The sequence below is a fragment of the Vreelandella populi genome (assembly GCF_003989825.1).
Taxonomy (GTDB): Bacteria; Pseudomonadota; Gammaproteobacteria; order Pseudomonadales; family Halomonadaceae; genus Vreelandella; species Vreelandella populi.
Map to the genome: position 1 here is coordinate 283640 of NZ_RZHE01000006.1, position 23112 is coordinate 306751.

At 51.7% G+C, this 23112-nt stretch carries 19 protein-coding genes; 5 read left to right on the forward strand and 14 right to left on the reverse strand.

The annotated features are described in order from the left end of the window. Position 1 precedes the first annotated feature (1 nt). Together nirB and nirD are read left to right on the forward strand one after the other, a co-directional pair. Positions 2–2512: a nitrite reductase large subunit NirB gene (gene nirB / locus ELY25_RS06345; RefSeq protein ID WP_126950440.1), complete on the forward strand. Its 2511-nt coding sequence runs from the start codon at positions 2–4 to the stop codon at positions 2510–2512. 26 nt (positions 2513–2538) lie between these two features. Then, a complete protein-coding gene (gene nirD / locus ELY25_RS06350) occupies positions 2539–2928 on the forward strand; it encodes a nitrite reductase small subunit NirD (protein WP_126950441.1) in 390 nt (129 codons plus the stop codon). Positions 2929–3000: 72 nt separating this feature from the next. Here the strand turns inward: nirD and ELY25_RS06355 are convergent, their stop codons facing one another. The 3 genes from ELY25_RS06355 to ELY25_RS06365 all read right to left on the reverse strand — a co-directional run bounded on the left by ELY25_RS06355 (position 3001) and on the right by ELY25_RS06365 (position 5348). Further along, positions 3001–3735, reverse strand: a complete 735-nt coding sequence (locus ELY25_RS06355) for an ABC transporter substrate-binding protein (protein WP_126950442.1) — start codon at positions 3733–3735, stop codon at positions 3001–3003. A 106-nt stretch (positions 3736–3841) separates the two neighbouring features. Continuing rightward, positions 3842–4678 (reverse strand): alpha/beta fold hydrolase, encoded by an 837-nt coding sequence (locus ELY25_RS06360; RefSeq protein ID WP_126950443.1) that lies wholly within the window; start codon positions 4676–4678, stop codon positions 3842–3844. A 109-nt stretch (positions 4679–4787) separates the two neighbouring features. Continuing rightward, positions 4788–5348: a GNAT family N-acetyltransferase gene (locus ELY25_RS06365; protein WP_126950444.1), complete on the reverse strand. Its 561-nt coding sequence runs from the start codon at positions 5346–5348 to the stop codon at positions 4788–4790. Positions 5349–5446: 98 nt separating this feature from the next. On the opposite strand from ELY25_RS06365, the gene ELY25_RS06370 reads away from it, so the two are divergent. Further along, positions 5447–6382 carry a cation diffusion facilitator family transporter gene (locus ELY25_RS06370; protein ID WP_126950445.1) on the forward strand — a complete coding sequence of 312 codons (936 nt, stop codon included), beginning with the start codon at positions 5447–5449 and terminating at the stop codon, positions 6380–6382. A 193-nt stretch (positions 6383–6575) separates the two neighbouring features. Here the strand turns inward: ELY25_RS06370 and ELY25_RS06375 are convergent, their stop codons facing one another. The 11 genes from ELY25_RS06375 to ELY25_RS06425 all read right to left on the reverse strand — a co-directional run bounded on the left by ELY25_RS06375 (position 6576) and on the right by ELY25_RS06425 (position 19388). After that, positions 6576–7823: a PQQ-dependent sugar dehydrogenase gene (locus ELY25_RS06375; RefSeq protein WP_236995662.1), complete on the reverse strand. Its 1248-nt coding sequence runs from the start codon at positions 7821–7823 to the stop codon at positions 6576–6578. A 163-nt stretch (positions 7824–7986) separates the two neighbouring features. Next, positions 7987–8934: an AEC family transporter gene (locus ELY25_RS06380; protein ID WP_126950446.1), complete on the reverse strand. Its 948-nt coding sequence runs from the start codon at positions 8932–8934 to the stop codon at positions 7987–7989. 109 nt (positions 8935–9043) lie between these two features. Further along, positions 9044–10057: an Ldh family oxidoreductase gene (locus tag ELY25_RS06385; protein ID WP_126950447.1), complete on the reverse strand. Its 1014-nt coding sequence runs from the start codon at positions 10055–10057 to the stop codon at positions 9044–9046. Positions 10058–10203: 146 nt separating this feature from the next. Next, positions 10204–11781, reverse strand: a complete 1578-nt coding sequence (locus tag ELY25_RS06390) for an aldehyde dehydrogenase (NADP(+)) (RefSeq protein ID WP_126950448.1) — start codon at positions 11779–11781, stop codon at positions 10204–10206. A gap of 49 nt (positions 11782–11830) precedes the next feature. Further along, the gene (locus ELY25_RS06395) at positions 11831–12550 is read right to left on the reverse strand and encodes a FadR/GntR family transcriptional regulator (RefSeq protein WP_126950449.1); all 720 of its coding nucleotides are present in this window, start codon (positions 12548–12550) and stop codon (positions 11831–11833) included. A 107-nt stretch (positions 12551–12657) separates the two neighbouring features. Continuing rightward, positions 12658–13455 (reverse strand): NAD-dependent epimerase/dehydratase family protein, encoded by a 798-nt coding sequence (locus ELY25_RS06400; protein ID WP_126950450.1) that lies wholly within the window; start codon positions 13453–13455, stop codon positions 12658–12660. 61 nt (positions 13456–13516) lie between these two features. Next, positions 13517–14377, reverse strand: a complete 861-nt coding sequence (locus tag ELY25_RS06405) for an amidohydrolase family protein (protein WP_126950451.1) — start codon at positions 14375–14377, stop codon at positions 13517–13519. 44 nt (positions 14378–14421) lie between these two features. Continuing rightward, positions 14422–15339 (reverse strand): 5-dehydro-4-deoxyglucarate dehydratase, encoded by a 918-nt coding sequence (gene kdgD / locus ELY25_RS06410; protein ID WP_126950452.1) that lies wholly within the window; start codon positions 15337–15339, stop codon positions 14422–14424. Between the two features lie 124 nt (positions 15340–15463). After that, on the reverse strand, positions 15464–16183 hold the full coding sequence (locus tag ELY25_RS06415) for an oligogalacturonate-specific porin KdgM family protein (RefSeq protein WP_126950453.1): 720 nt from the start codon (positions 16181–16183) through the stop codon (positions 15464–15466). Between the two features lie 154 nt (positions 16184–16337). Beyond that, the gene (locus ELY25_RS06420; RefSeq protein WP_126950454.1) at positions 16338–18128 is read right to left on the reverse strand and encodes a sodium:solute symporter family transporter; all 1791 of its coding nucleotides are present in this window, start codon (positions 18126–18128) and stop codon (positions 16338–16340) included. 105 nt (positions 18129–18233) lie between these two features. Continuing rightward, positions 18234–19388 carry a mandelate racemase family protein gene (locus ELY25_RS06425; protein ID WP_126950455.1) on the reverse strand — a complete coding sequence of 385 codons (1155 nt, stop codon included), beginning with the start codon at positions 19386–19388 and terminating at the stop codon, positions 18234–18236. 215 nt (positions 19389–19603) lie between these two features. Here ELY25_RS06425 and ELY25_RS06430 point away from each other — a divergent pair, with 215 nt between their 5' ends. After that, positions 19604–20623, forward strand: coding sequence for a lactonase family protein (locus ELY25_RS06430; RefSeq protein WP_185856229.1), 1020 nt, complete (start codon positions 19604–19606; stop codon positions 20621–20623). A gap of 175 nt (positions 20624–20798) precedes the next feature. Further along, positions 20799–23048, forward strand: coding sequence for a right-handed parallel beta-helix repeat-containing protein (locus tag ELY25_RS06435; protein ID WP_126950457.1), 2250 nt, complete (start codon positions 20799–20801; stop codon positions 23046–23048). The last annotated feature ends 64 nt before the right edge of the window (positions 23049–23112 follow it).

Sequence of the window (23112 nt, forward strand, 5' to 3'; positions counted from 1 at the left end):
CATGTCCACCACTTCTAAACGCAACGTGGTTATTATTGGTAACGGTATGGTCGGCCACCATCTGGTCGAGCAGTTGGTTGAAAACGGCGCCCTGGCGCAGATGAACGTCACCGTGTTTGGCGAAGAGCGCCACCGCGCCTATGACCGCGTGCACCTTTCTGAATATTTCAAAGGCCGTGACGCCGAAGCGCTGGCCCTCTGTGATGCCGATTACTACGCAAGCCATGGCGTTACGTTCAATAGCAGCGAAGCAGTGGTATCCATCGACCGCGTGGAAAAAACGGTTTCCACCGAGCGCGGCCATTACGCCTATGATCACCTAGTACTGGCCACCGGCTCCTACCCCTTCGTGCCGCCCATTCCTGGTAATGATCGCGAAGGCTGCTTGGTTTATCGCACGCTGGATGATCTCGACGCCATCCGCGATGCAGCGCAAAGTGCGGCCACCGGCGTAGTAGTAGGTGGCGGTCTGTTGGGTTTGGAAGCGGCCAACGCGCTTCGCGGTTTGAATCTGGAAACCGCGGTGATCGAGTTCGCCCCACGCTTGATGCCCATGCAGGTGGATGCTGAGGGCGGCGAGCTGCTGCGCGAAAAAATCGAAGCGCTCGGCGTTCAGGTACTGACCGAGCGAGCCACCCAACGCATCGAAGACGGTGAGGCAAGCCGCCATCGCATGGTCTTTCAGGATGACAAGATACTGGAAACCGACCTGATCGTGTTCTCGGCGGGTATTCGCCCGCGCGATCAACTTGCCCGAGAGTGCGGCTTGGAGGTCGGCGAACGCGGCGGCGTGGTGATCAACGATCAGTGCCAAACCAGCGACCCGGCGATTTTAGCCATTGGCGAAGTCGCGCTCTGGAGTAAGAGCATTTTCGGCTTGGTGGCGCCTGGCTATCAAATGGCTAAAACAGCGCTTTCGACGCTCACCGGTGGCGATACTTCTTTTGCCGGCGCTGATATGAGCACCAAGCTTAAACTGCTGGGTGTGGACGTAGGCTCAATTGGCGATGCCCATGGCAATCAGAACCCCGGCGCGCGGATGTTTCGCTACCTTGACCCACTTACCCAGATTTACCGCAAGATGGTGGTCTCAAGCGATGGCAAGAAGCTCTTGGGCGCTATGCTGGTGGGCGATAACAGCGTCTACGATACCCTGCTTCAGTACTACGCCAACGGTATCGAGCTGCCCAAAGAACCCGCCTCATTGATTTTGCCGCAAAGCGGCGCCGCCCCGGCGCTTGGCCCGGACGCCCTGCCGGAAACGGCGATGATCTGCTCGTGCCATAACGTGACCAAGGCCAGCATTTGCGCGGCCATTGACGCAGGCGCCAGCGACTTGGGCGCGGTAAAAAGCGATACCCGCGCCAGCACCGGCTGCGGTGGCTGCGCATCGCTTTTGAAAAGCGTGGTGGATCACGAGCTGGCCGCACGCGGTGTTGCGGTGGACAAGTCGATTTGCGAACACTTTCAGCACACCCGCCAGGAGCTTTACGACATCGTGCGCGTCGAGGGAATAAAGACCTTCAGTGAGCTGATCGAGAAGCACGGCGCTTCGGGCACACACCATCTGGGCTGCGATATCTGCAAGCCCGCCGTAGGCTCCATTCTTGCGTCCTGCTTTAACGAGCCGATTACCGATGCCGCGCATATTCCGCTGCAGGATACCAACGACACCTTCATGGCCAATATGCAGAAGAACGGCACGTACTCGGTAGTACCGCGTATTGCAGGTGGGGAAATCACACCGGATAAATTAGTGGTGCTGGGACAGGTAGCGCAAAAGTATGGCCTTTATAGCAAGATCACCGGCGGTCAGCGGATTGACCTATTCGGCGCCCGCCTGGAAGACCTGCCCGATATCTGGGGCGAGCTGATCGCTGCCGGCTTTGAAACCGGCCACGCCTACGGCAAGTCGCTACGTACGGTTAAATCCTGCGTGGGCAGCACCTGGTGCCGCTACGGCGTGCAGGACAGTGTGGGCATGGCGATCAAGCTTGAGAACCGCTACAAGGGCCTGCGCGCACCGCATAAGATCAAGTTTGGCGTGTCCGGTTGCACCCGCGAATGCGCCGAAGCGCAAAGTAAGGATATCGGGATTATCGCCACCGAAAATGGTTGGAATCTCTACGTCTGCGGCAACGGCGGGATGCGCCCACGCCATGCAGAGCTGTTTGCCACCGACCTTGATGACGAAGCGCTCTACCGCACCATTGACCGCTTTTTGATGTTCTACGTACGCACCGCCGACCGCTTGCAGCGCACCTCGGTATGGCGGGAAAACCTGGAAGGCGGGCTGAATTACCTTAAAGAGGTGATTCTCGACGACAGCCTGGGCATGGGCAAGGAACTGGAGCGTCAGATGCAAACCGTGGTGGATAACTATCAGTGTGAATGGGCGGGCGCCATTAGCGACCCGGACAAGCTCAAGCGTTTTAGAAGCTATGTCAACGACAGCCGCCCGAACCCATCAATCATCATGACCAGTGAGCGCGGCCAGCTACGGCCTGCCTAATCATCATCATTTCAAAGGGATACTCCATGACCGCTACCGCAATGAAGCACGCGCCTTTTACGCAAAGCAGGAAGGCACCGACCGGCCAGAAACTATGCAGCAGAACCGATCTGGTCGCGTTTTCCGGCGTCGCTGCCTGGCTGGAAACGTCTCAGGGGGCAAAGCAAATCGCGCTGTTCTACTTGCCAGGCCACGAGCGTGAGCTTTACGCCATTGACCATCACGACCCGTTTTCCAACGCTAACGTCATCGCCCACGGCATTGTGGGCGATATAAAGGGCGCCACTGTGGTGGCTTCACCCCTCTACAAACAGCACTTTCGTTTGGAAGATGGCCAGTGCCTGGAAGATGAAAGCGTCAAGCTCCCCACCTGGAAGGTGAGCTTTAAAGGGGCTGATGTGTGGATTGAGGGTTAGCACTAAGAAACAGCACTGATGAACAATACCTATCTGCCAAGCCGCTTAAGCAAGCGGCTTGGCGAACACCGGTTAAGCGCTGGGTGCAACCGCCGCCCCTTGAATACCATGCTTTTCCAACAAACGGGCCACTTCGCCTTCCGCTTTGACTTCTTCAATAAACGCCGACAGAAACGCAGCGGCTTCGGGCGAACGTGCCTTGGGCACGCCCATAGCCTGCTGAATCATCATGAAATGGCCGGGGAGCAGCCGCATGCCGCCAAACTCTTCGATACCGGCTTCCAACTGCTGCTTGACGCCTGCGGCGATATCCAGCTGATGTTCCCGAAAGAACTCCACCACTTTGGGCGAAGTAGGAGCTCGGACTAATTCTGCGTGTTCAATCGTGCGGCTAAGGTACAGGTCGTAGGCGCTGCCCTTACCCACCACGATACGCTGTCCGGAGCGGTCTACCTCCTCCTGGGTCGTGATCGGTGAGTCGTCACGCACCAGGTAACAGCCTTCGATCAGCACATAGGGCGCGGTAAACTGAATATGTTCGCCGCGTTTGGGGTCTACGGCAAAAAAGCCCATATCGGCTTTTTCATCGCTGACGACCGCCACCGCTTCACCGGCCGTTGGGTAGACCTGAAGCTCAAGCTCTACCTCTAGCCGCTTGGCAATCAACCTGGCCAGGTCGACCGAGACACCGTAGGGCTGGTCCTGGCCGGCCTCGATACCCGCGAGAATCGGGTTGCCGACGTTGATTGTGGTTCGAAGTACACCGGTGGGTGCCATAATGGCACGCAGCGTCGATATCTCACTCATTGGCTTATTCCTCAGTGGCTTTATTACCAAGCTTCACTATACGGGTTTCCTGAGCGCCATCAAAAACGCCGCCCAGGTAGGCGGCGCTAGCAGCAAAGCAATATCGTTAACTTTCGAGAAAGTCGATCAGCGCTTTATTAAACTCATCAGCATGGGTTGCGTTAATCGCATGCGGGCCGCCTTTGATGACATGCGTTTTCGCTTTGGGTAAAAACTCTGCGGCACGCTGACCGCTGACCTCGAACGGCACGATCTGATCGCCGTCGCCATGAAGTATCAGCGTAGGTACATCGATCTTGGGCAGATCTTTGCGAAAGTCGGTATAGCTAAATGCCTTTACACATTCATAGGTTGCCAGCGGCGAGGCGAAGGCGGCGATATCGCGATGATAGAGCCGATTGGGCTCGCTGATTAAATCGCTGTTCTCGGCGGTTGAGAAAAAATCCTTGGTGAAGTCTTCCAGAAAAGCGATTCGATCACCGCTAACACCTTCCAAAAATCCATTAATGGTAGCGTCATCCAACCCGCCATCCGGGTTATCGTCTGCCTTATAAAGGTAGGGCGGGACGGCGGCGGCAAATACGCCTTTTGTCACGCGGCCAGTGCCGTAGCTTCCAAGATAACGGGCTACTTCACCACCGCCCATGGAGAAACCCACCAGCGTGGCATCGTGGAGATCAAGCGTATCAATCAGCTTTTTCAAGTCGGCGGCTAACGTATCGTAGTCGTACCCGCCGTCTGCCTGGGTGGACCCACCAAACCCACGGCGGTCGTAGGTTATGACCTTATAGCCCGCCTTTACCAATGCGGGTACCTGCTTTTCCCAGGAGCGGCCGCTTAGTGGCCAACCATGGATAAGTACCACGGGCTTACCTGCACCGTATACTTCGTAATAAAGCTCTACCGGCGTACCTTGCTCCGTGCCGACGCTCAGCATAGGCATTGTTAATCCCTCCCGTTGGCGTATGTTTGTCCATTAATGTGTTTAAAGGTTAGTACACGTTATTACCACTTACCAAAAGACGCTCAACCCGTATGGGAACAGTTTGAGCTTACGGGCATTCAACCTTTTCCCTCAACGCACATTGATACACCACGCAATCCAGGCGCTGATCGGCCACCTGAGAAAAAGCCGCCAGTTTATCAACTACTGTGAACTTCGCTTTTTCCAGCACGCGCTGAGCCGCCTTGTTTTCAACGGAAACGGTTGCTGTCAGCGTATCCAGCCCATAAACACAGCGCGCCTCTTTCATCAGGTGATTAAGCGCCTTGTGGGCGATCCCCTGCCCGCAGGCGTTTTCAGCAAGGCGATAGCCGACCTTCGCGCTGCCCTGATCAATATCGCGCAGATTGGCGCGCCCGATAATGACGCCTTTATGGCGAATAAGCTGGGGGCTCATACGGCCCTGAGCATTGAGTGCCAGACACTCGACAATATGCTGTGAGACGCCATGCGGGGTATAAAACTGCTCCCTGCGCGCTTCGATATGTTGCTCAAACCATGCCCTCTCTGCGGTCTCAAATGCCAACAGCTCAAAGGCATCTTCAGGGGTTAACAGGCTGAAGGCTAAATCCCTGGCATGACGAATACATACATCTATTTGTGGATACATCGCCGTTCGTCCTTGTAGGCGCAGCTATCGTTAGTGAATAGGCCATCAATATTGCTATGCTTGCGTGTTCCACGACTGGCGTTGGAGCCACGATTTTCATGAAAACAGAAGTACGCACGCTGGCATTTTCTGCCTTTATGGCGCTATTGATCGGCTGTGCCGGTATTACCGCGACGCTAGCCTCCAATTCCCAGGCTATTTTGCTCGACGGGTTATTTAATCTAATCTACTTTAGTGTAGCTTTAGTGACGATCAAGGTAAGTAAATTAGCCAGCCGCCCTGATAGTGAATCCTACCCCTTTGGTTACAGCTACTTCGAGTCGCTGGTCAACCTGTGCAAAGGGCTACTGATTCTAGGGGTATCCATCTTTGCGCTGGTAGATGCCATTGCCGCTCTTCTGACAGGCGGACGGGAAATTGTCGCTGGCCTTGCCGTTATCTATGCGTTATTTGCAACAATTGCTTGCTCTGTCACCGCGTGGGTAATGCACCGCAGTCAGCGCTATACCCATAGCCCGCTGATTACTGCCGATAAACTCAACTGGGTAGTCAATAGCATCATTTCCGCAGCGGTACTCGCGGCATTTTGTATGGTGGTGGTGTTTGAGCAGTTGAACTGGAACACCTTCGTGCCATATATCGATTCGGTGTTGGTCATTGCGGTCGTCGTGCTGTGTCTGGGCGTCCCCGTACGCATGGCGTCTCAAGCGTTGAAAGAGCTGCTTAACAAGACGCCGGAAGAAGCGATTGCCATGCCCGTGCGTGAAGCTATCAAGCGGGCTCTGGCAGGCACACATACCCAGGAAGTGCGCGTACGCATGGTTCGGCCTGGGCGACTGCTTTATGTCATGGTTCATGTTGTGCTTGCTGATGAGGGAGCGGCCACCTCATTAAAGGCGCAAGACGCCCTACGGGTACGTATTGATGACGAGATACGCCGCTGCTACTCTCCGGTTGTATGCGATGTGGTGTTTACCGCGAATACGCACTGGGCAGCACCGTCTTGTGGGTTATTGATTAACAAGACGCCTTAAGAACTGCTCTTAAATACCCCAGTTAAGGGCTACGCATTCCGGTACTCCTGCCCGGGAATGCGACAACACCCTGGCTGTGCCTTAATGTTGCTTATATACAGAATCCGAGAGCCAAAACATTTATTGCAGCGTTAACATAAAAGGCGCCCAGAGGCGCCTTCTAATAACAGCGGTTAACTTAGCTGTTGATAGCTTAAGCGTCCTCGGGTTCAAGCCGGTACACGCCGCCATTCTCTTCATCGGTCACGATATAAAGCATGCCGTCCGGCCCTTGGCGCACATCGCGAATCCGCCCAAGCGTATCGGTCAGTAGAATCTCTTCGTGGGTGACGTTTTCCCCATCCAGCACCAGCCGGTGCAACTGCTCAAGCTTGAGTGAACCAACAAACAGACTGTTTTGCCACTCGGCAACGCCATCAGCGGTGTAGAACGTCATCCCGGAAGGTGCCATATTCTCTTCCCAGACATAGGCAGGCGACGTTACGCCCGGCGCCTCAGTGCCCAGACCGATATGCGCTTCAGTAGTGTATTCGGTTCCAAAGGCGACCATCGGCCAGCCGTGGTTGTTACCTGCCTCGACTCGGTAGAGCAAATCTCCGCCATTAGGCCCATGATCAATGGCCCATAGCACACCTGTCTCTGGATGCAGCGCTAGCCCCTGGTTATTGCGATGCCCGTAGGAGAAAATTTCAGGACGTAAATTGCCTGGTGTCATGCCGATGAAAGGATTATCCGGGTGGGCGCCGCCCTCTTCCAAAAGCCGAATCATCTTGCCGCCAGGATTAGTGAGGTCCTGAGGTAGGTTCTGTGCGTTGCGATCCCCAATCGGGAAAATGATTTCGCCATTACCTGGGAAGACGATGCGCGACCCATAGTGAGCACCTGGATGCGTGCGCGGCACTTGGGTATAGAGCGTCTCGACATCGGTGAGCTCACCGTTATCAGTGTCAATACGCGCACGCCCTACCGCAAGGCCGGTACCGTAATCCGGCTCATACGTACTAAACGCGCGAGGATCGCCAGGGCTTGAGAAGGTAAAGTAGATCCACCCATTCTCGTCATAATCTGGGTGTACCGCTACATCAAGAAGCCCGCCCTGCCCGCCTCCTTCAACCGGCGTTTCATCGCTATCTGAACCGGCGATGGTCGGCAAATTTCCCAGTGCAATTACCTCATCACCATCGATCAAATGCAGACGTCCCGGGCGCTCTGTTACCAACATGCGTCCATCAGGAAGCCAAGCGACTGCCCAAGGATGCTCAAGACCTGAAACCACTTGCACTATATTGAAATTGGCCTCTTCACTCTGATAGCCAGCCTCAATGGTATCTTCGCTGACGCTAACATCAGCATACGCCGTACCTGCTGCGCCAAACAGCATTGCTGCGCAAACCACACGCGCTAGCTTCGAGGGAATGAAACCACGTCGTTGTTTATACATAAATCAGCCACTCCTGGCATTGATAATGAAACAAGCGGGATACAGCGTCTGCTGACTAGCCTAGGCGGCTTCAACGAAAGGGCAAATATAGTTAGAGGCCTTACTTTTATAACGACTGAATCAGGTAATAAAGCAGTACATTCATTGGGAAAGCGTTTGTCGATCAAGGCAACATGTCAAAAAAAGTTATCAAGCCGACGATAATGCTAATGGTAATAAAGAACATGAGCGTGCCCGCCATCAAGGCGCCTGCCGCTACATTGCCCATACCGTAACGTTGGCCTAGCAACGGATAGACACTTGCCATGGGGGCGCCTGCAAATAGTAAGCCACCGGCAATCAGTAAGGCGTCATTGCCCGCAATCAGCCACATGCAGATAAATACACCCAATGGATGAATAATCAGCTTACCCGTAACGATCTGGCTCACCTCCCCCACTACGCCGCGAATTTGCAGGCCATAGAGCGCGCCGCCAATCGCAAATAGCGCGGCAGGGCCCGCCGCTTTTGCCAACATATCGACTGCCTGGGTAACCGGGGCGGGCAAATGTGTGTCGGTAACGGCGATCAGTACCCCGATAAACAGACCAATGAGGATGGGATTTTTAACCAGTTGCTTGAGCGTTTTTTGGAGTGATTTCATGACGCCGCGACCGGCCTGCTGACCCGCTTCGGCTAGAATAAGCGCCAGCGGAACGATCAACAGGTTTTCGATTATCATATTCAAGGCTAAAAAGTTAGCCGCAGGCGGCCCGATAATCATCACCGCGACCGGGTAGCCACTAAACGCGCTATTAGACACTGACATTCCCAGCGAGCTGATACTTCCAATGGTCAGCGGCTGTTTTTTCAGCATAACGGTGTACCCGAGCGCTAATCCGAAAACACTCAGCGACCCTAGTCCGTAGGCCAGCAGGTAATTGATATTGAAAACTTCTTCCAGAGGGTTCTGGGTAATAGCGCGGATTAAAAGTGCAGGGAGGGCAATATACAGCACAAACCGGCTCACTCCCTGCATTTGCTCGCGGTTGAGAATGCGGATCCGCATGGAAAAGAAGCCAACGCCAATCAGTAAAAAGATAGGCGTGATGATGGCAGCGACTTCAAACATGCGGCGTATCCATACGAGCGTTGAACCTCATGAAGCGTCTGTTCCTAACGATATAAAGCAGACCACAAAAGCGCTGCCGTATAACGACACGTTATTTACTTTCGATAAATCAATGGGTCAGTGCGTTGAGCTCATCGTAAAGCGCTTTGGGTATGGTTATACCATTACGCAGGCTATTTTCTCTGGCCTCAAATCGGCGCTGTGAGGGTAGCCGGGCGCCCTGGCCTAAAATGTTTTCAAACAGCACTTCGGCGTGCTGAAGGTGATGGGCAGCTTGCTCTCCCATAAATACCGCTGGCGATATGGCGATAATCAGCTCGCCATGAAACGGTTTGCCGGTTTTCTGCTCATTGGCGGCCTGGGTTTCATGGCCCAACACATCACCAATCAGCGGCCCGGCTAATAGCTCAATCATGGTAGAAAGCGCCGAGCCCTTGTACCCGCCAAAGGTTAGCATGGCGCCCGCGAGCGCCGCTGCCGGGTCGGTAGTGGCATTCCCTTTATCGTCCACCGCCCAATTCGAGGGAATCGTTTTCCGGGCACGCTTGTGCAGCTCAATTTCACCGCGTGCCACGACACTGGTCGCAAAATCAAACGTATACGGCGTGCCGCCCGGCCGCGGCCAGGAGAAAGCGATAGGGTTTGTGCCCAGTAACGGCTTGGTGCCACCTGCCGGGGCTACAAACGCATGGCTTGGCGTCATGGCAATGCCGATCAATCCTTCGCTTGAAAGCGCTTCTACTTCAGGCCACAGCGCAGAAAAGTGAAAGCTGTTGTTGATCGCAAGCGCCGCGATTCCGATCTGGTTAGCTTTTTCAATCAGCAGCTTCTTGCCCATTTCAAAAGAGAGCAGAGAACAGCCTTGATGGGCATTGACCCTGACAACCCCTGGCGCTTGGTCAATGATTTCGGGCATGGCATGGGTATCCACACCGCCATTTCGCGCCGTGTTAACACAGCCGATCAACCGATATAGGCCATGAGAGTGGCACTCGTCACGCTGCGCGGCCAGAATATTGCGGGTGATAGCCTCGGCATGCGCTTGGCTATAACCATTGTGCTGAAGCACCTCAAGGCTTAAGGATTCAGCGTCTTGCAGGGAAATAGTAATTTCTTCACTCATAACCAACTCCCGCGCATTCTATTTATTGGGTACGCACTTATTAAAAAAGCAGGTAATTGCTTACCTGCTTTGGGTATTCACTGATTAATGACGACCGGCGGCTAATAGCGCTGGCTATTTTCTTACCAGCACGGCGTCAAATGGAATCAGGCTTCGCGCTTGCCGTCGACCAATCGACTTACCTTCAAAGGATTCGCTTCTTTCAGCGCTTCGGGCAGCAATGCCTCGGGCAGTGACTGATAGCATACCGGGCGCAGGAAGCGCTTGATCGCGGCGGTGCCTACCGAGGTAGTTCGGCTATCGGATGTTGAAGGATAAGGTCCGCCGTGTACCATGGCGTGGCATACCTCAACGCCTGTTGGCCAGCCATTGGCAAGAATACGCCCCGCTTTACGCTCCAGTGTAGGAATCAAGCCCTTCGCGGCATCTACATCCCCATCATTCATATGTAGCGTCGCAGTTAGCTGGCCTTCCAACTGCTCGGCAACCCGCTTCACTTCGGCCATATCCTGACACTCGATAATCAACGAGCTTGCACCAAACACTTCTTCCTGGAGCACTGTTGAGGCAAGAAAATCACTGGCTGAAGTGGCAAACAGGCCGGTTTGGCACTGGTAACTGCCGCTACCGGTTTCCCCACGCGCGATTTCACGCACGTTGGCTTCATCACTCAGCGCAGAAACACCCTTCTGGTAAGCCTCATGGATGCCCGGCGTCAGCATGGTTTGTGCACCGCTGCCCTCTACGGCTTTTTGTGCTGACTGAATAAAGGAATCCAGATCCGAACCTTTCACCGCAATGACCAAACCGGGGCTGGTGCAAAACTGGCCAGCGCCCATATTGAGTGAACTAACGAATGCCTCACCCAACGCCTGGCTATTGGCTTTTAGAGCTTCTGGCAGTAAAAAGACCGGGTTGATACTGCTCATCTCAGCGTAAACCGGGATGGGCTGGGGACGATTTTGAGCTGCCTGCATCAACGCCGTACCGCCGCTGCGCGACCCGGTAAAACCTACCGCCTGAATACGCGGGTCGGTGACAAGCGCCTGACCAATTTCATTGCCCGAACCAAACAGAAGCGAGAAAACGCCTTCCGGCAGGTTGCAGGCTTTTACTGCTTTTTGGATCGCCCGGCCCACTAGCTCGGACGTACCGGGGTGAGCGGAATGGCCCTTCACGATTACCGGGCAGCCCGCTGCTAACGCAGAGGCGGTATCGCCGCCCGCGACAGAGAATGCCAGCGGGAAGTTGCTGGCACCGAACACGGCCACTGGCCCTAAAGCGATATGGCGCTGGCGTAAATCAGCACGCGGCAGCGGCTGACGATCTGGCATGGCGGGGTCGATACGTACATCCAACCACTCACCGGCGCGCACTACCGATGCAAATAAGCGTAACTGGCCACAGGTTCTGCCGCGCTCGCCAGCAAGACGTGCTTGCGGCAGACCGGATTCCGCCATGGCACGCTCAATCAGCTCATCACCAATCGCTTCGATCTCATTGGCAATGGTTTCAAGAAAGGTGGCGCGTGCTTCTAATGAAGTTTCACGATAGGTATCAAATGCATCCCAGGCAAGCTGAGTTGCCTGTTCAACGTGGCTTCGATCGCCACCTACGTAGACCGGCTCAAGCAGCTCACCCGTTGACGGGTTGGTGGCTTGGATATTAACGCGTGTACCGGTGACGGCCTGCAGACCGATTAAGAGTTTGCCTTCCAGTGCCATGGTCGATCTCTCCTAGTAGATTCACATAGGGCGCCACCATCAAACGCACCTATTTGTATGAATAATACGTTTTGTATGCACGGTTCAGATGTTGATACATGGCGGCATTCGCTGCCTTTGAATCGCGTGCCAGAATCGCCTCGAGAATGTCAGCGTGTTCTTGACTCACTTTTTCCAGGTACTGGTAAGTCGTTTGCGAGCCCGACTCTGCTGACATCAACTTTGCGCGAGGTATAGCGCCGACATCCCACTGTTCATAAATAGTGACGAATGCCGGGTTATGTGTTGCTAGAGCGATCGCGGCATGAAAAGCAAGATCTTCATCACGCGCCTGTGTAGTGTGTTTACAGGCTTGAAGGAACTTTTGGTGGAGTTCTACCAAACGCTGTTTGTCTTGCTCATCGTGCCTGCTGGCCGCTAATGCCGCGACTTCCGGCTCAATAGTGAGACGTAGCTCGAGAATGTTTAAGATATCCTCGATCGTACTTAGCTGGATTTTCTTTTCAGGATTCTTATGTTCAGGAACTGAACGCAGTACACGTGTCCCGATCCCGCGACGGGTTTCCACAAGCCCCTGTGACTTCAAGTGAGTGATGGCTTCACGTATGACCGTGCGGCTGACGCCAAACATGTCACACAACGCTCCCTCAGGAGGGAGCTTGTCACCTACCGGAATTTCCTGGCGTGCAATAATGCTTTCCAACTGCTGGGAGACCTGCCGCGACAAGCTGCCACCATGCACTAAAGGTTTTATGCCAAGACTATTCATGCTTAACCAACTCTCACTAAGATCAAAGTTTCAGGCTTGTTTAGTGCCCTCCGTAATGCTTGGTACTATATAGCATCTGCCGCTTTTTTTAATCATACATATGACGATCAGTCATTTGGATGGCCTGTAGCGGCGAACTTTCCACCCTGATAAACCACTTCCGGCGAGTTGGGGTCAACTAAGTTACCCCGTGATTCAATTTCCTCACGCCACTGCTCAGAGCTATGACGCGGCTTCCAACCCAGAAACGAAACCAGCTGATTGTCCCACCACTGCTCAGCGTTGTCTGACGCCCCATAAATAACGGTGTTACCCAACTTGGGCGCCTGGAACGCACGCTCGAACAGATCCATCAAATCCTCGACGTGAAGCCAAGTGGCCAGCATGCGAGCATCAGCCGGCTTGGGGAAACAGGAGCCGATTCGAATACTTAGCGTTTCAATACCAAATTTATCGAAGTAGAGGCTCGCCAGGTCTTCTCCAAAACACTTCGAAAGACCGTAGATAGAGTCAGGACGGCGCGGTACCCGGGTATCAATTTTCTGGGTGCGCTCGTAAAAGCCAATGGTGTGATTCGAGCTGGCAAAAATGATACGCGGCTTATTTAAATGACGCGCCGCTTCATAAAGATTATAAGTACCAATAATGTTTGACTGTAAAATGCCTTCCCAAGGCTTTTCAACAGAGACGCCACCCAGGTGAATGATACCGTCACAGCCATCTACCAGTGCTTTTACGCCTTCGTAATCGGCCAGATCACAGACCATCACTTCTTCATGAGAAGCCGGATCTTCGATATCTGAAATATCGGAAAGGCGAACATTCTTGGCAAGTTTGGTTAAGTAAGGGCGAATCGCTTTGCCCACACCACCGGCAGCACCGGTGACTAATAATCTGTTCAGCATACCCATCTCCTGCTCGTTTATAATTACTAGATATCAAATGGTTAAAACAACCTGCTTATATTTAGAAACCGTAAAGAAACGCCGGGTTGTCTACCAATATTTTTTGACGCGTCGTTTCATCGGCCCAATTAAGCAAAACATCCAGCTGTTCGGCATCACTTGGGTACTGTGCTCGGTTGACGCCAACATGGGGCCAGTTCGATCCCCAGATAATCCGATCGGACGCATGCTGGATGACTCGTTTGGCAATAGGTGATACATCGGAGTAATCTGGCCCGCCCGTCAAGCTGGTTTCATAAGCGCCACAGATCTTGAACCATGCGTTACCCTTATCGATCAAACGCAGGATGTCGTCAACACGACTGTCATCGGCGGGTACTGGGTCAATGAACTTACCGATATGATCGATAATGTAGCGCCCTTTAATCTTCTGCAGCTCTTCATGATAGTCAGGCAGATCGCGACCGTTGAATTGGACCATCAAATGCCATCCCATATCCTGAATGACATCTTCCACGGCCAGCATACGATCAATACCCACCGCGCCACCCGGCAACTGCATGATACGAGCGCCACGTACGCCCTTCTCATGTAACCGCTCAAGCTCACTTTGCGGGGTATCCGGCGTAATGACTGCAATAGCGCGCGCGACGTTAGCGCCGAACTGCTCTAATGCTGCGACCAGAGCGCCGTTGTCGGTTTGGTAGGCATTTGGCTGGGTAATCACCACACGCTCCAACCCCAGCCACTGCTGCAACTGACGATAGTTATCTACCGTTGCCAGCTCAGCAATTTGCGGCCCGCCCGCTTGAGCTTCAAAACCGGGTAAGAAAACGTGTGTATGGCAATCTGTTGCTCCCGCAGGCGCCTTTAAACGCGGGGCTGGCCCAGCTAACGGGCGGGTGTTTTCTGGAATCGACATCATGCCTCCTGTGACTTGTATAAAGTTTTCTGCTTTAGCGACCTTTAATACTGCTTGGCCACATTGATCAACTCGATCAATTGATTACGCTCTGACTCTGATGGCATAACCAGCGGCGCGCGCACCTTACCTGCCGGCTTGCCGATGATGTCAGCGCCCAGTTTGATCAAGCTAACGGCGTAGCCTTTTTTCTGATCGCGTAGATCGACAAACGGAATGAAAAAGTCCCGAGTGATCTTCTTCACGGTCTCGTGCTCGCCTGCACGCAACGCTTTATAGAAAGTTGACGCCATATCCGGCACGAAATTGAACACTGCCGAGGAATAGGTATTAACCCCAATAGATAAATACGCTTCAGCAAAAATTTCGGCGGTCGGAACGCCACCAATATAGGCAAGACGGTCGCCGACTGTTTTAACAATCTTGTTCAGCGCCTGAATATCACCCTTACCATCTTTAAGGCCAATCAGGTTTGGGCACGCCTCGGCTAGCTGCTTGACCGATTCGGCATTCATAACACCGTTACCACGGTTGTAGTAGATAACGTTGATGGAGGTGCTGTCACACACTTCACGTGCATAGTTGACCAAGCCGTCCTGGGGGCATTCCGTCAAATAGGGAGGCATCAAAAGAATGCCGTCAGCTCCAGCCTCTTCGGCGATTTTGGCCTGCGCTTTTGCCATCTCAACGCTTTGACCTGCGCTGGCAATAATAGGCAACTGACCACCAATGGTTTCAACTGCCGTTGTCACCACGTCGCGGAAATCTTCCAGCGACAGGCTGAAGAATTCTCCCGTTCCGCCGGCAACGAAGACGGCAGAAATTTCATGGCTTACAAACCACTTTAAGCGATCCTGATAGCTCTCGCGGTCAAAGCGCCCTTGGCTGTCGAAATCTGTAATTGGAAATGACAGCAGGCCGTTTGAAATAGATGCCAAAGTGTTTTCGCGTGAAAAATTCATAAATGATTCCTGTAGCATGTCTCGTTGTAATACATCACACAACTATAGAGGGAAGCAGAGGCTGGATCAACATCAATCTGGTAAATATGAATGATCCAGCCTCTATCACTATTGAAGTTTATTTTTAAAACTTAAAACTGTATGTTAGCTGAACAGCATCATTGTGCCTGCCGGCATTGTAAGTAGCCCCTTCGCGAGTTTCATCCTTGCGCTTGTAAGTCACTGCAAGGGCATTTGCCGCATTGATTCGATACCCAACGCTAAATTCATGCTCCCACCGATCATCTTCACCAGTATACATACTGCCAGAGTCACCCAGCACATAAGCATAACTTGGATTCCAGGCCAGCCCGATCTGCTCGGTTAACGCGTAGCTTATATAACCATCAAAACGATTAACACGTGATCGTACTCCGCCCCCCTCTCTAAAAGTCTGATACTCATAACGATAGCGAGCGCCCACACGCCAAGCATCAGTAATTTTATAATTTAGCCTCAGCATGGGCCGGGCCGTTTCCGAACCAGGATTGAACTTGTACTCGAGCTTGGGCTGAAGCGACCAGCGTTTGGCCTCATCCAGTGTGTAAGAATAGCCAATCCCAAACAGGTTCTCGGCTAACTCCGATGAGCCACTAATCTCGTCTCGCCAACGGCGCTGGTGCTCAAATGCAAGTGACATATTATTGTCAAACACATGACCGACGCCGAACTTGATCTTGTAATCCTGGTTTTCGCGAAAGGTTTGCTCATACTTTGTTGCAATAGTGGTTGAGCCTGCATAAGCAAAACCACTAAATAAAGCAGCCAGCGTTGCCACTCCCGTTAAGAGTTTTTTGTTTTTCATAAAACAGCCTTATTGATTTGATATTTATTTTTTAGCGCCATAGATAGGTTCTAAAACCTAAGCTTTAGCACCGTCACACATAACACTTATAACGTATTATGTTTATTTGAAGCACTCTTACTCATTTCATAATAAGAGTGCTTATGGGGGTTAATTACTTATAAGCTACTTGCGGGTTATTACTGGCCATTTGCATTGCCCGCTTGCTGGAACGTGCAGAAAGAAGCATTAGAACCGCAGGAATCATTATCAAAGCACCGCAAAGCAGCATAATGAGGCGGCCATTAGTCGAGTTGGGAAGTAACGACAATCCCATGACCATAATGCTTCCCATCAGAATCAAGCGCCCCAGAATGATCTTCTGACCGTAATCAATCTCATCTGCTGCAGGATCTGCTTCAGTGCTCTCTACCGGCGTTTCCCAACGCTGCCACATTTCCTGACGTTCAGCCGCACGCTCGGTAGACTGAGCTTCGGGTTTATAGAAAAGTGTACTGAGCAAGAAGAAGCCGCCGGTTATTACCACGTGTGCACCGATGGCAAGTGAGACACGGAAATCGGACCACTCACGAGCCGTGATATCCATTCCCAGCATATTATTGACAAGATCCGGGCTCAGCCAAGCACCAACCGTATAGGAAACCATGCAGCCCACTACCAGCGTACCCCAGCCTGACCAGTCGGGCGTCTTGCGAATAATCATGCCCAGCATGGCAGGAATGGTAATCGGGAAGGTAATCAACGCACTTGCTGTTAACAGGATCTCAAACAAGCTCATGCTTTTCAGCGAGTTGATAAACAAACTGATACCAATAATGATCGCGCCAAAGCTCAAGGTTACAAAACGTGATACGCGCAGCATCTCCTGCTCAGTAGCATGAGGCTTAATGATAGGCAGATAGAAGTTGCGTACGAAGAAGCCTGCATTGCGGTTCAGACCTGAGTCCATTGATGACATGCTGGCAGCAAACATGGCGGCCATTAAGAGCCCAAGCATACCCGCGGGCATGTATTCACTAACGAAGGCAACAAATACCGCTTCGTTGGCCTTGGCACCTAGTGAAGAGAAATTTTCCATGAAGCCGGGGCTGTAGGCGTGCATGAACCATGCAGGGAAGAACCATACAATGGGGCCAACCAAGGCAAGGCAAAGTGTAAAAAGCGCGCCATAGCGAGCATTTTTACTGTTTTTAGCACACATGTAACGGTAGCCATTAAGCGTATTGTTCATCATGAATATTTGCTTAATGATTAACATGAATACCCAAAAACCAAATAGCCATGCATAACCATAGCCACTGCCGGTTAAAAACTCGCCATCATAGCTGGATACGATATGGCTAACGCTTTCTGTGTTTCCCCAGGCAACAATAAAGCAGACGAAGGTGACCGACATGATGATCAACATCTGTACATAGTCGGAGGCAACAACAGCCCAAGCACCACCTGTTACAGACATTGCCACTACGGCAATACCTGTAAGCAAAATGACAGTTTCAAGAGGAACGTTGAATACCGCTGAGGTAATAATTGCCAGGGCACTTAGCCATGTAGCGGCGGAAACCAAACCGTCAAACATGCTAAACCAGATAAACGTTTGCTCACTGGGTTTGCCAAAGCGCATCTTCAAGGCTTCTGCTGCAGTGACTACGCGCAGCTGGCGAAACCGGGGAGCAAAGTATACATAGTTCAGAAAATAGCCGGCGGCATTGGCCATAAAAAGAAAAATGATAGCAAAGCCACTGACATAAGCCTGAGAAGCTGCTCCTGTAAATGTCCAGGCGGAGAACTGGGTCATGAAAGCGGTGGAGCCTACCAACCACCACAACATATTACCGCCACCTCGAAAGTAATCGCTTGTATCACTGTTGAAGTTTTTGAAAACCCAACCGATTACCATCAGAAAAACCAGGTAAATTAATATTACCCAAACATCAATACTCATAAAAAACTCCTTATTCTTTGTTATTCGAACATCGGCTTTGCCGAATAGTTATAAAGCTGGCGCTTAGAAATAGACGCTTTTATGCAAACTGCTTACAGAAACCGATTAATAACTCTCTAGAGTATTATTCTTGATGTAATCAAAATTGATGCTTTCGCCCAATCCAGGCCGCTCCGGCATGTGGACATAACCGTCAGCATCCATCTCATCAGCAATAACATTGAGGTAAGCAGGCGCTTCGTCGTACTCCATATGCGGATGAAGCAGGCCGCGTTCATACCACTGACAGTTTGTGATGGCGCCTACTACGGCGAGATTCGCCGCACCGTTGCCATGGATTTCACAATCCATACCGAAGGCTTCAGCCAAATGGGCCACTTTTAAACAGGGCGTAATACCACCACCGTTGGCAACCCCTGCCCGCAAGATGTCACAGGCGTTATGCTGTACCCAGCTAGCACGGCTATGGTGTTTTCCAGCGATGGTTTCAGGGCCGATAACAGGTACGTCTACCTGCTGGGTAAGCCAACGGTATGACTCCATGGAATCTTCCGGCATTGGCTCTTCAAACCAGGCAAAGTCCAGACGAGAAAGAGCACGTCCAATCTTGAGGGCGTCTGTGCGGTTGTACCAATGATACCCATCCAGCATTAGAGCAATATTTGGCCCTACCGCTTCGCGCACCGCTTCACAGGCGCGGATATCCATTTCAACACTCGGTGCAAAACTAACCGGGGGCATCCAGGTATGCAGCTTGATTCCTTTATAGCCACGAGAGACAAGCTGCTCTGCAAATTGCGCGTACTCTTCGGGCGTTGAAAGCCCACCTGTCGTTTCATCACCGCACATTGTGCTGGCATATGCTTTTACCTTACTGCGCGCCCCACCCAGTAACTGATAGACAGGCACATCGAGTTGGCGTCCGGCCAAGTCCCATAAGGCTTGATCCAGAATAGCCATGGCTCTATCGGTCAGCTGCGCCCCACTACCTCGCTGGCGAAGCCAGAGATCCTGCCAGATTAATTCGCGAGCATGGACCGGCTTGCCTAGCGCTGCTTTCTTGAAATATTGCTCAACGATATACGGCCGAATTAGCTCTTGAGGGGCAAAGGCATGCCCCTGAACGCCGTTTTCTGATGTAACGCTAAGCATGGCAATTTGCGCTTCGCTAGGCTTACCAGCATGCGCGTGGCCAGCACTGTCTCGGGCTAGTTTGGATTCATAGCGGATTACGTCTACAGATATGGATTCAATTTTCATGGTACTTGGGCCCCTCGCAGGTAGCAGGCTCCTGCGTTTGTAATCAATACTTAAGATCATACATAATATGTTTGATACTAGTGATATCCATAGCCGACAACAATATAGACAATGGTATGAATGCGCTAAAACGTATCAATAGTATTGACATGCAATATATAAATATGAATTTAAGCTATATTGCGGTTACTAAAACCGCAAACTCAGGAGCACAAATGAGCGATAAAAAGCAAACGTTATATGTCGGGTGTGCATTAAGCGGCGAGCTTTATACCATTAACCTATCAGTAGCTACAGGTGAACTTGGGTATTGTGCTCATGAGCAATTACCCGGTTTGCAGAAACCAGGTGGCGCAATGCCGCTTACTATATCCCGTGACCGCAATACGTTGTACGCCGTCTCTAGGGGGGAGCCCTTTTTTATTGCGGCTTATAATATTGGTACACAGGGCCGCTTACAGCATATTGGCAACACACCTATTGAAACCAACTTGGCCTACATTCAGACAAGCATCGATGACAGCTATTTATTGAGCGCCTCGTTTATCGACCATCACGTATCGACTTATCCAGTGCAGGAAGACCACCGCATCAGTGAGTCCGCCAAGCATATCTGTGATATTTCCAACGCCCATATGCTCTCCATGAGTCCCGATAGCACCACCGTGCTGGCTACAGGCCTGGGTAAAGACGTTATATATCAATGGCAATGGCTAACTTCTCAAGCGAATGAGAAAGCCCCTCCTCCCCTGCAAAGTATCAACCAGCTACAGCTACCAGAGGGGACGGGGCCAAGGCATATCGCTTACCACCCAGTCCACCCTATTGCGTATATTATTGGCGAAAGAAACGGCACTATTAACGCTGTACGTTATAACGCTTCAGGACTAACCCTTGTTCAAACGGACTACTTGCCTGATCAGGTAGACGCCTTTCAAGCAGCTGATATTCATATTACGCCTGATGGGCGCTTCCTTTACGCTTCAGAAAAGGCAACTTCGACCTTGCACTTATTCAAGGTTAGGTCAGATGGAATTATTCGATTTGAAAAACTGTTCTCTACAGAAAATCGCCCCCGGGGATTTGCTATCACACCTGATGGTAATTACCTCGTAGCAGCGGGCCAATTTTCACATCATATTTCGAGCTATCGTATTGATGCTGAAACCGGCTATCTGCAATTCATTAGTCGCCTCGCTGTGGGGCAAAGCCCCGACTGGGTTGAAATGCTATAAGCGAGGCTTATTGCCAGGGTTGGTATCGGTTAAGTATGCCATAAGACTTTTCGCCAATTTTTGATAGCAAACATAATATGTATTATTTTTAAAATCCTATTTCCTTATCTCTCTTTCCTGCCTCATCAAGAGGCAGACTCGCTTGAATAATCATAATGAAAAATAAGGTTTATCCATGAAAAAAATAGCGACGTTTGCATTAACAGTTATCGCGCCCACCTTTGGCACCTCGCTGGTAATTGCCGAGGAAACGCACGAACTTACCTGGCAGAGTATTACCTTTGGGCAGTCAACTGACCTAAATTTTGGATCTACCATTCTTCCTGAAAAAATAGGCACAAACGAAGTTACCAGCAACGGACAGCCAGTCTCATCAGGCGCTTTGCTTGATAACGTTACGATTGAAAGCCGCGGTGGCAAGTTAGCCAACTCCCATGAAGGCGGCACGTTTTACTACACAACGCTCCCTACCGATGTAAATTTCACGCTTTCTGCCACGTTGACATTGGAACAACTGGGCCCCGAAACAGGGGCGACACCCAATCGCCAGGAAGGCGCAGGCATGATGGTGCGCGATATTATGGGAGCCCCTCGCGCCCACCCTCAACCGTTAGGACACGAAGAGTTTCCAGCGGCATCCAACATCGTTATGAACCTGCTGCATTCCCATACGCGTGAAAATGATGGGATGGCTAATGTAGCGGCGGTATACCGTGAAGGCATAAATGATCCGTGGGGTAATCCGGGTAATTTATTGAGCAAACAGGACTACGCGCAAGGTATCCCTCACGGTACCGAATATCAATACCGTATGACCCTGACCCGCACCGATGAAAACTTTACGGTAACCGTCGATAGCGAGCAGGAAAGCTACGCCAAGGAGCTAAGCGATGCCCCTGCCAACCTGGTAGAGGTGCAGGATCCCGACCACCAGTATGTAGGCTTCTTTGCTGCGCGTAACGCACGTATGAACGTTACGGATATTCACCTTGAGCTGAGCGATGCTGATACTAGAGACGACATTGCCTATGAGGCACCTAAGCCACCGCTGGTATGGTCATTGGCATCACCAGAAGTAACTAGCGTACCGGATTACGCGCTTCAAGCGATTGCCAACCAGCCCGGCGAATTCAGTATTACTCAAGCAGGCCAGCCTCTGGCAGAAAAACAGGCAGTCGAAGCCGGCGATCTCTTCAAGTTTGCGCTTGAGATAACCGCCCCCACCGATGTGGTGGTTTCATTTCACCCATCAGAAGGTCAAGGCAGTGAAGAGCACAATGGTGAGGAGCACAGCCAGCAGCTTACGATTGAACCTGTAACGCTGGCCGACCCTTATAATATTCATGTGGCACCGGATGGGCGCCCCGATCATGCCGGTGATCAAGCACAGCCGCTAGATCTGACGTCTGCCATAGCTCGGGTAGCACCAGGCGGAACCATTCATTTGGCCAGCGGTGAGTACGAGTCCATTGAAATCCCCCTCACTGCCAGCGGCTCCCCAGGTAAGTTGAAGCGCTTAACGGGAGAAGGCGCCGATGTGCGTTTTATCGGCATGGTGTCACATAATGCCCATTACTGGCATCTGGATCATATAGAGGTCGCGGGCGAGCGCTTGATCGTGCACGGCAGTCATAACCTGTTTGAGCATATCGTCACGCATAGCGCTCCGGACACGGGCTTCCAGATTACCTCTCCTGATAATGTTGGGCGGGCGCTTTGGGCAAGCCACAATACGGTTCGTTATAGTGAAAGCTATAACAATGAAGACGCCTCAGGTATCAATGCAGATGGATTCGCCGCAAAAATGCGCATCGGGGAAGGTAACAGTTTCGACCACTGCATTTCTCACCATAATATCGATGACGGCTGGGACTTGTTCAACAAGGTAGAGGATGGCCCAAATGGTGCGGTAACGATTACCAGCTCTATCGCCTTTAACAACGGGCAAACCTTCAACACCCAACAGACAGGCGGAAACCTGGGCAATGGGTTCAAGCTGGGTGGAGAAGGTCTTCCTGTACCCCATGTTGTCGAGGGCAACCTCTCGTTCAACAATGGAATGGATGGCTTTACCGATAACTTTAACTCCGGCACGTTAACCATTGATAACAACGTGGCAATCGATAATAAACGGTTTAATTTTATTGTTCGTCAAAGCCCCTATGAAGGCCAGCTTGAGCCTGCCCAGCTATCCCGCAATATCTCACTGCACCTTGAGAATGTAAGCGAATACAGTGATAGCGTGCATGGCAATATCAGCGATGATAACTGGTTCATTCAGGATGAAAACGCATCATCAAGAGAGCTGCCTTTTGATGACGAAACGATAGCCAAAATTAAAGCCCTGCTGCAGCAGGAAGCCCATACTGAAAGCGAACAGCGTGAACGCGCCTTTGCCCTGCAGCGGTTAGTGTTCAACCAATAAAAAACTAGCGTTGAGTGCTTAGTGCTATCCCTAGCATTAAGCACTCTTTTTAATACTGCAGCAT

Coding starts and splice junctions, on each gene's coding strand:
- ELY25_RS06375 (WP_236995662.1), bottom strand. CDS start 7,823: ATGTATAAACAACGACGTGGTTTCATTCCCTCGAAGCTAGCGCGTGTG.
- ELY25_RS06380 (WP_126950446.1), bottom strand. CDS start 8,934: ATGTTTGAAGTCGCTGCCATCATCACGCCTATCTTTTTACTGATTGGC.
- ELY25_RS06400 (WP_126950450.1), bottom strand. CDS start 13,455: ATGCTGAACAGATTATTAGTCACCGGTGCTGCCGGTGGTGTGGGCAAA.
- nirB (WP_126950440.1), top strand. CDS start 2: ATGTCCACCACTTCTAAACGCAACGTGGTTATTATTGGTAACGGTATG.
- ELY25_RS06365 (WP_126950444.1), bottom strand. CDS start 5,348: ATGTATCCACAAATAGATGTATGTATTCGTCATGCCAGGGATTTAGCC.
- nirD (WP_126950441.1), top strand. CDS start 2,539: ATGACCGCTACCGCAATGAAGCACGCGCCTTTTACGCAAAGCAGGAAG.
- ELY25_RS06360 (WP_126950443.1), bottom strand. CDS start 4,678: ATGCCTATGCTGAGCGTCGGCACGGAGCAAGGTACGCCGGTAGAGCTT.
- kdgD (WP_126950452.1), bottom strand. CDS start 15,339: ATGAATTTTTCACGCGAAAACACTTTGGCATCTATTTCAAACGGCCTG.
- ELY25_RS06405 (WP_126950451.1), bottom strand. CDS start 14,377: ATGTCGATTCCAGAAAACACCCGCCCGTTAGCTGGGCCAGCCCCGCGT.
- ELY25_RS06390 (WP_126950448.1), bottom strand. CDS start 11,781: ATGGCACTGGAAGGCAAACTCTTAATCGGTCTGCAGGCCGTCACCGGT.
- ELY25_RS06420 (WP_126950454.1), bottom strand. CDS start 18,128: ATGAGTATTGATGTTTGGGTAATATTAATTTACCTGGTTTTTCTGATG.
- ELY25_RS06415 (WP_126950453.1), bottom strand. CDS start 16,183: ATGAAAAACAAAAAACTCTTAACGGGAGTGGCAACGCTGGCTGCTTTA.
- ELY25_RS06425 (WP_126950455.1), bottom strand. CDS start 19,388: ATGAAAATTGAATCCATATCTGTAGACGTAATCCGCTATGAATCCAAA.
- ELY25_RS06395 (WP_126950449.1), bottom strand. CDS start 12,550: ATGAATAGTCTTGGCATAAAACCTTTAGTGCATGGTGGCAGCTTGTCG.
- ELY25_RS06435 (WP_126950457.1), top strand. CDS start 20,799: ATGAAAAAAATAGCGACGTTTGCATTAACAGTTATCGCGCCCACCTTT.
- ELY25_RS06430 (WP_185856229.1), top strand. CDS start 19,604: ATGAGCGATAAAAAGCAAACGTTATATGTCGGGTGTGCATTAAGCGGC.
- ELY25_RS06385 (WP_126950447.1), bottom strand. CDS start 10,057: ATGAGTGAAGAAATTACTATTTCCCTGCAAGACGCTGAATCCTTAAGC.
- ELY25_RS06355 (WP_126950442.1), bottom strand. CDS start 3,735: ATGAGTGAGATATCGACGCTGCGTGCCATTATGGCACCCACCGGTGTA.
- ELY25_RS06370 (WP_126950445.1), top strand. CDS start 5,447: ATGAAAACAGAAGTACGCACGCTGGCATTTTCTGCCTTTATGGCGCTA.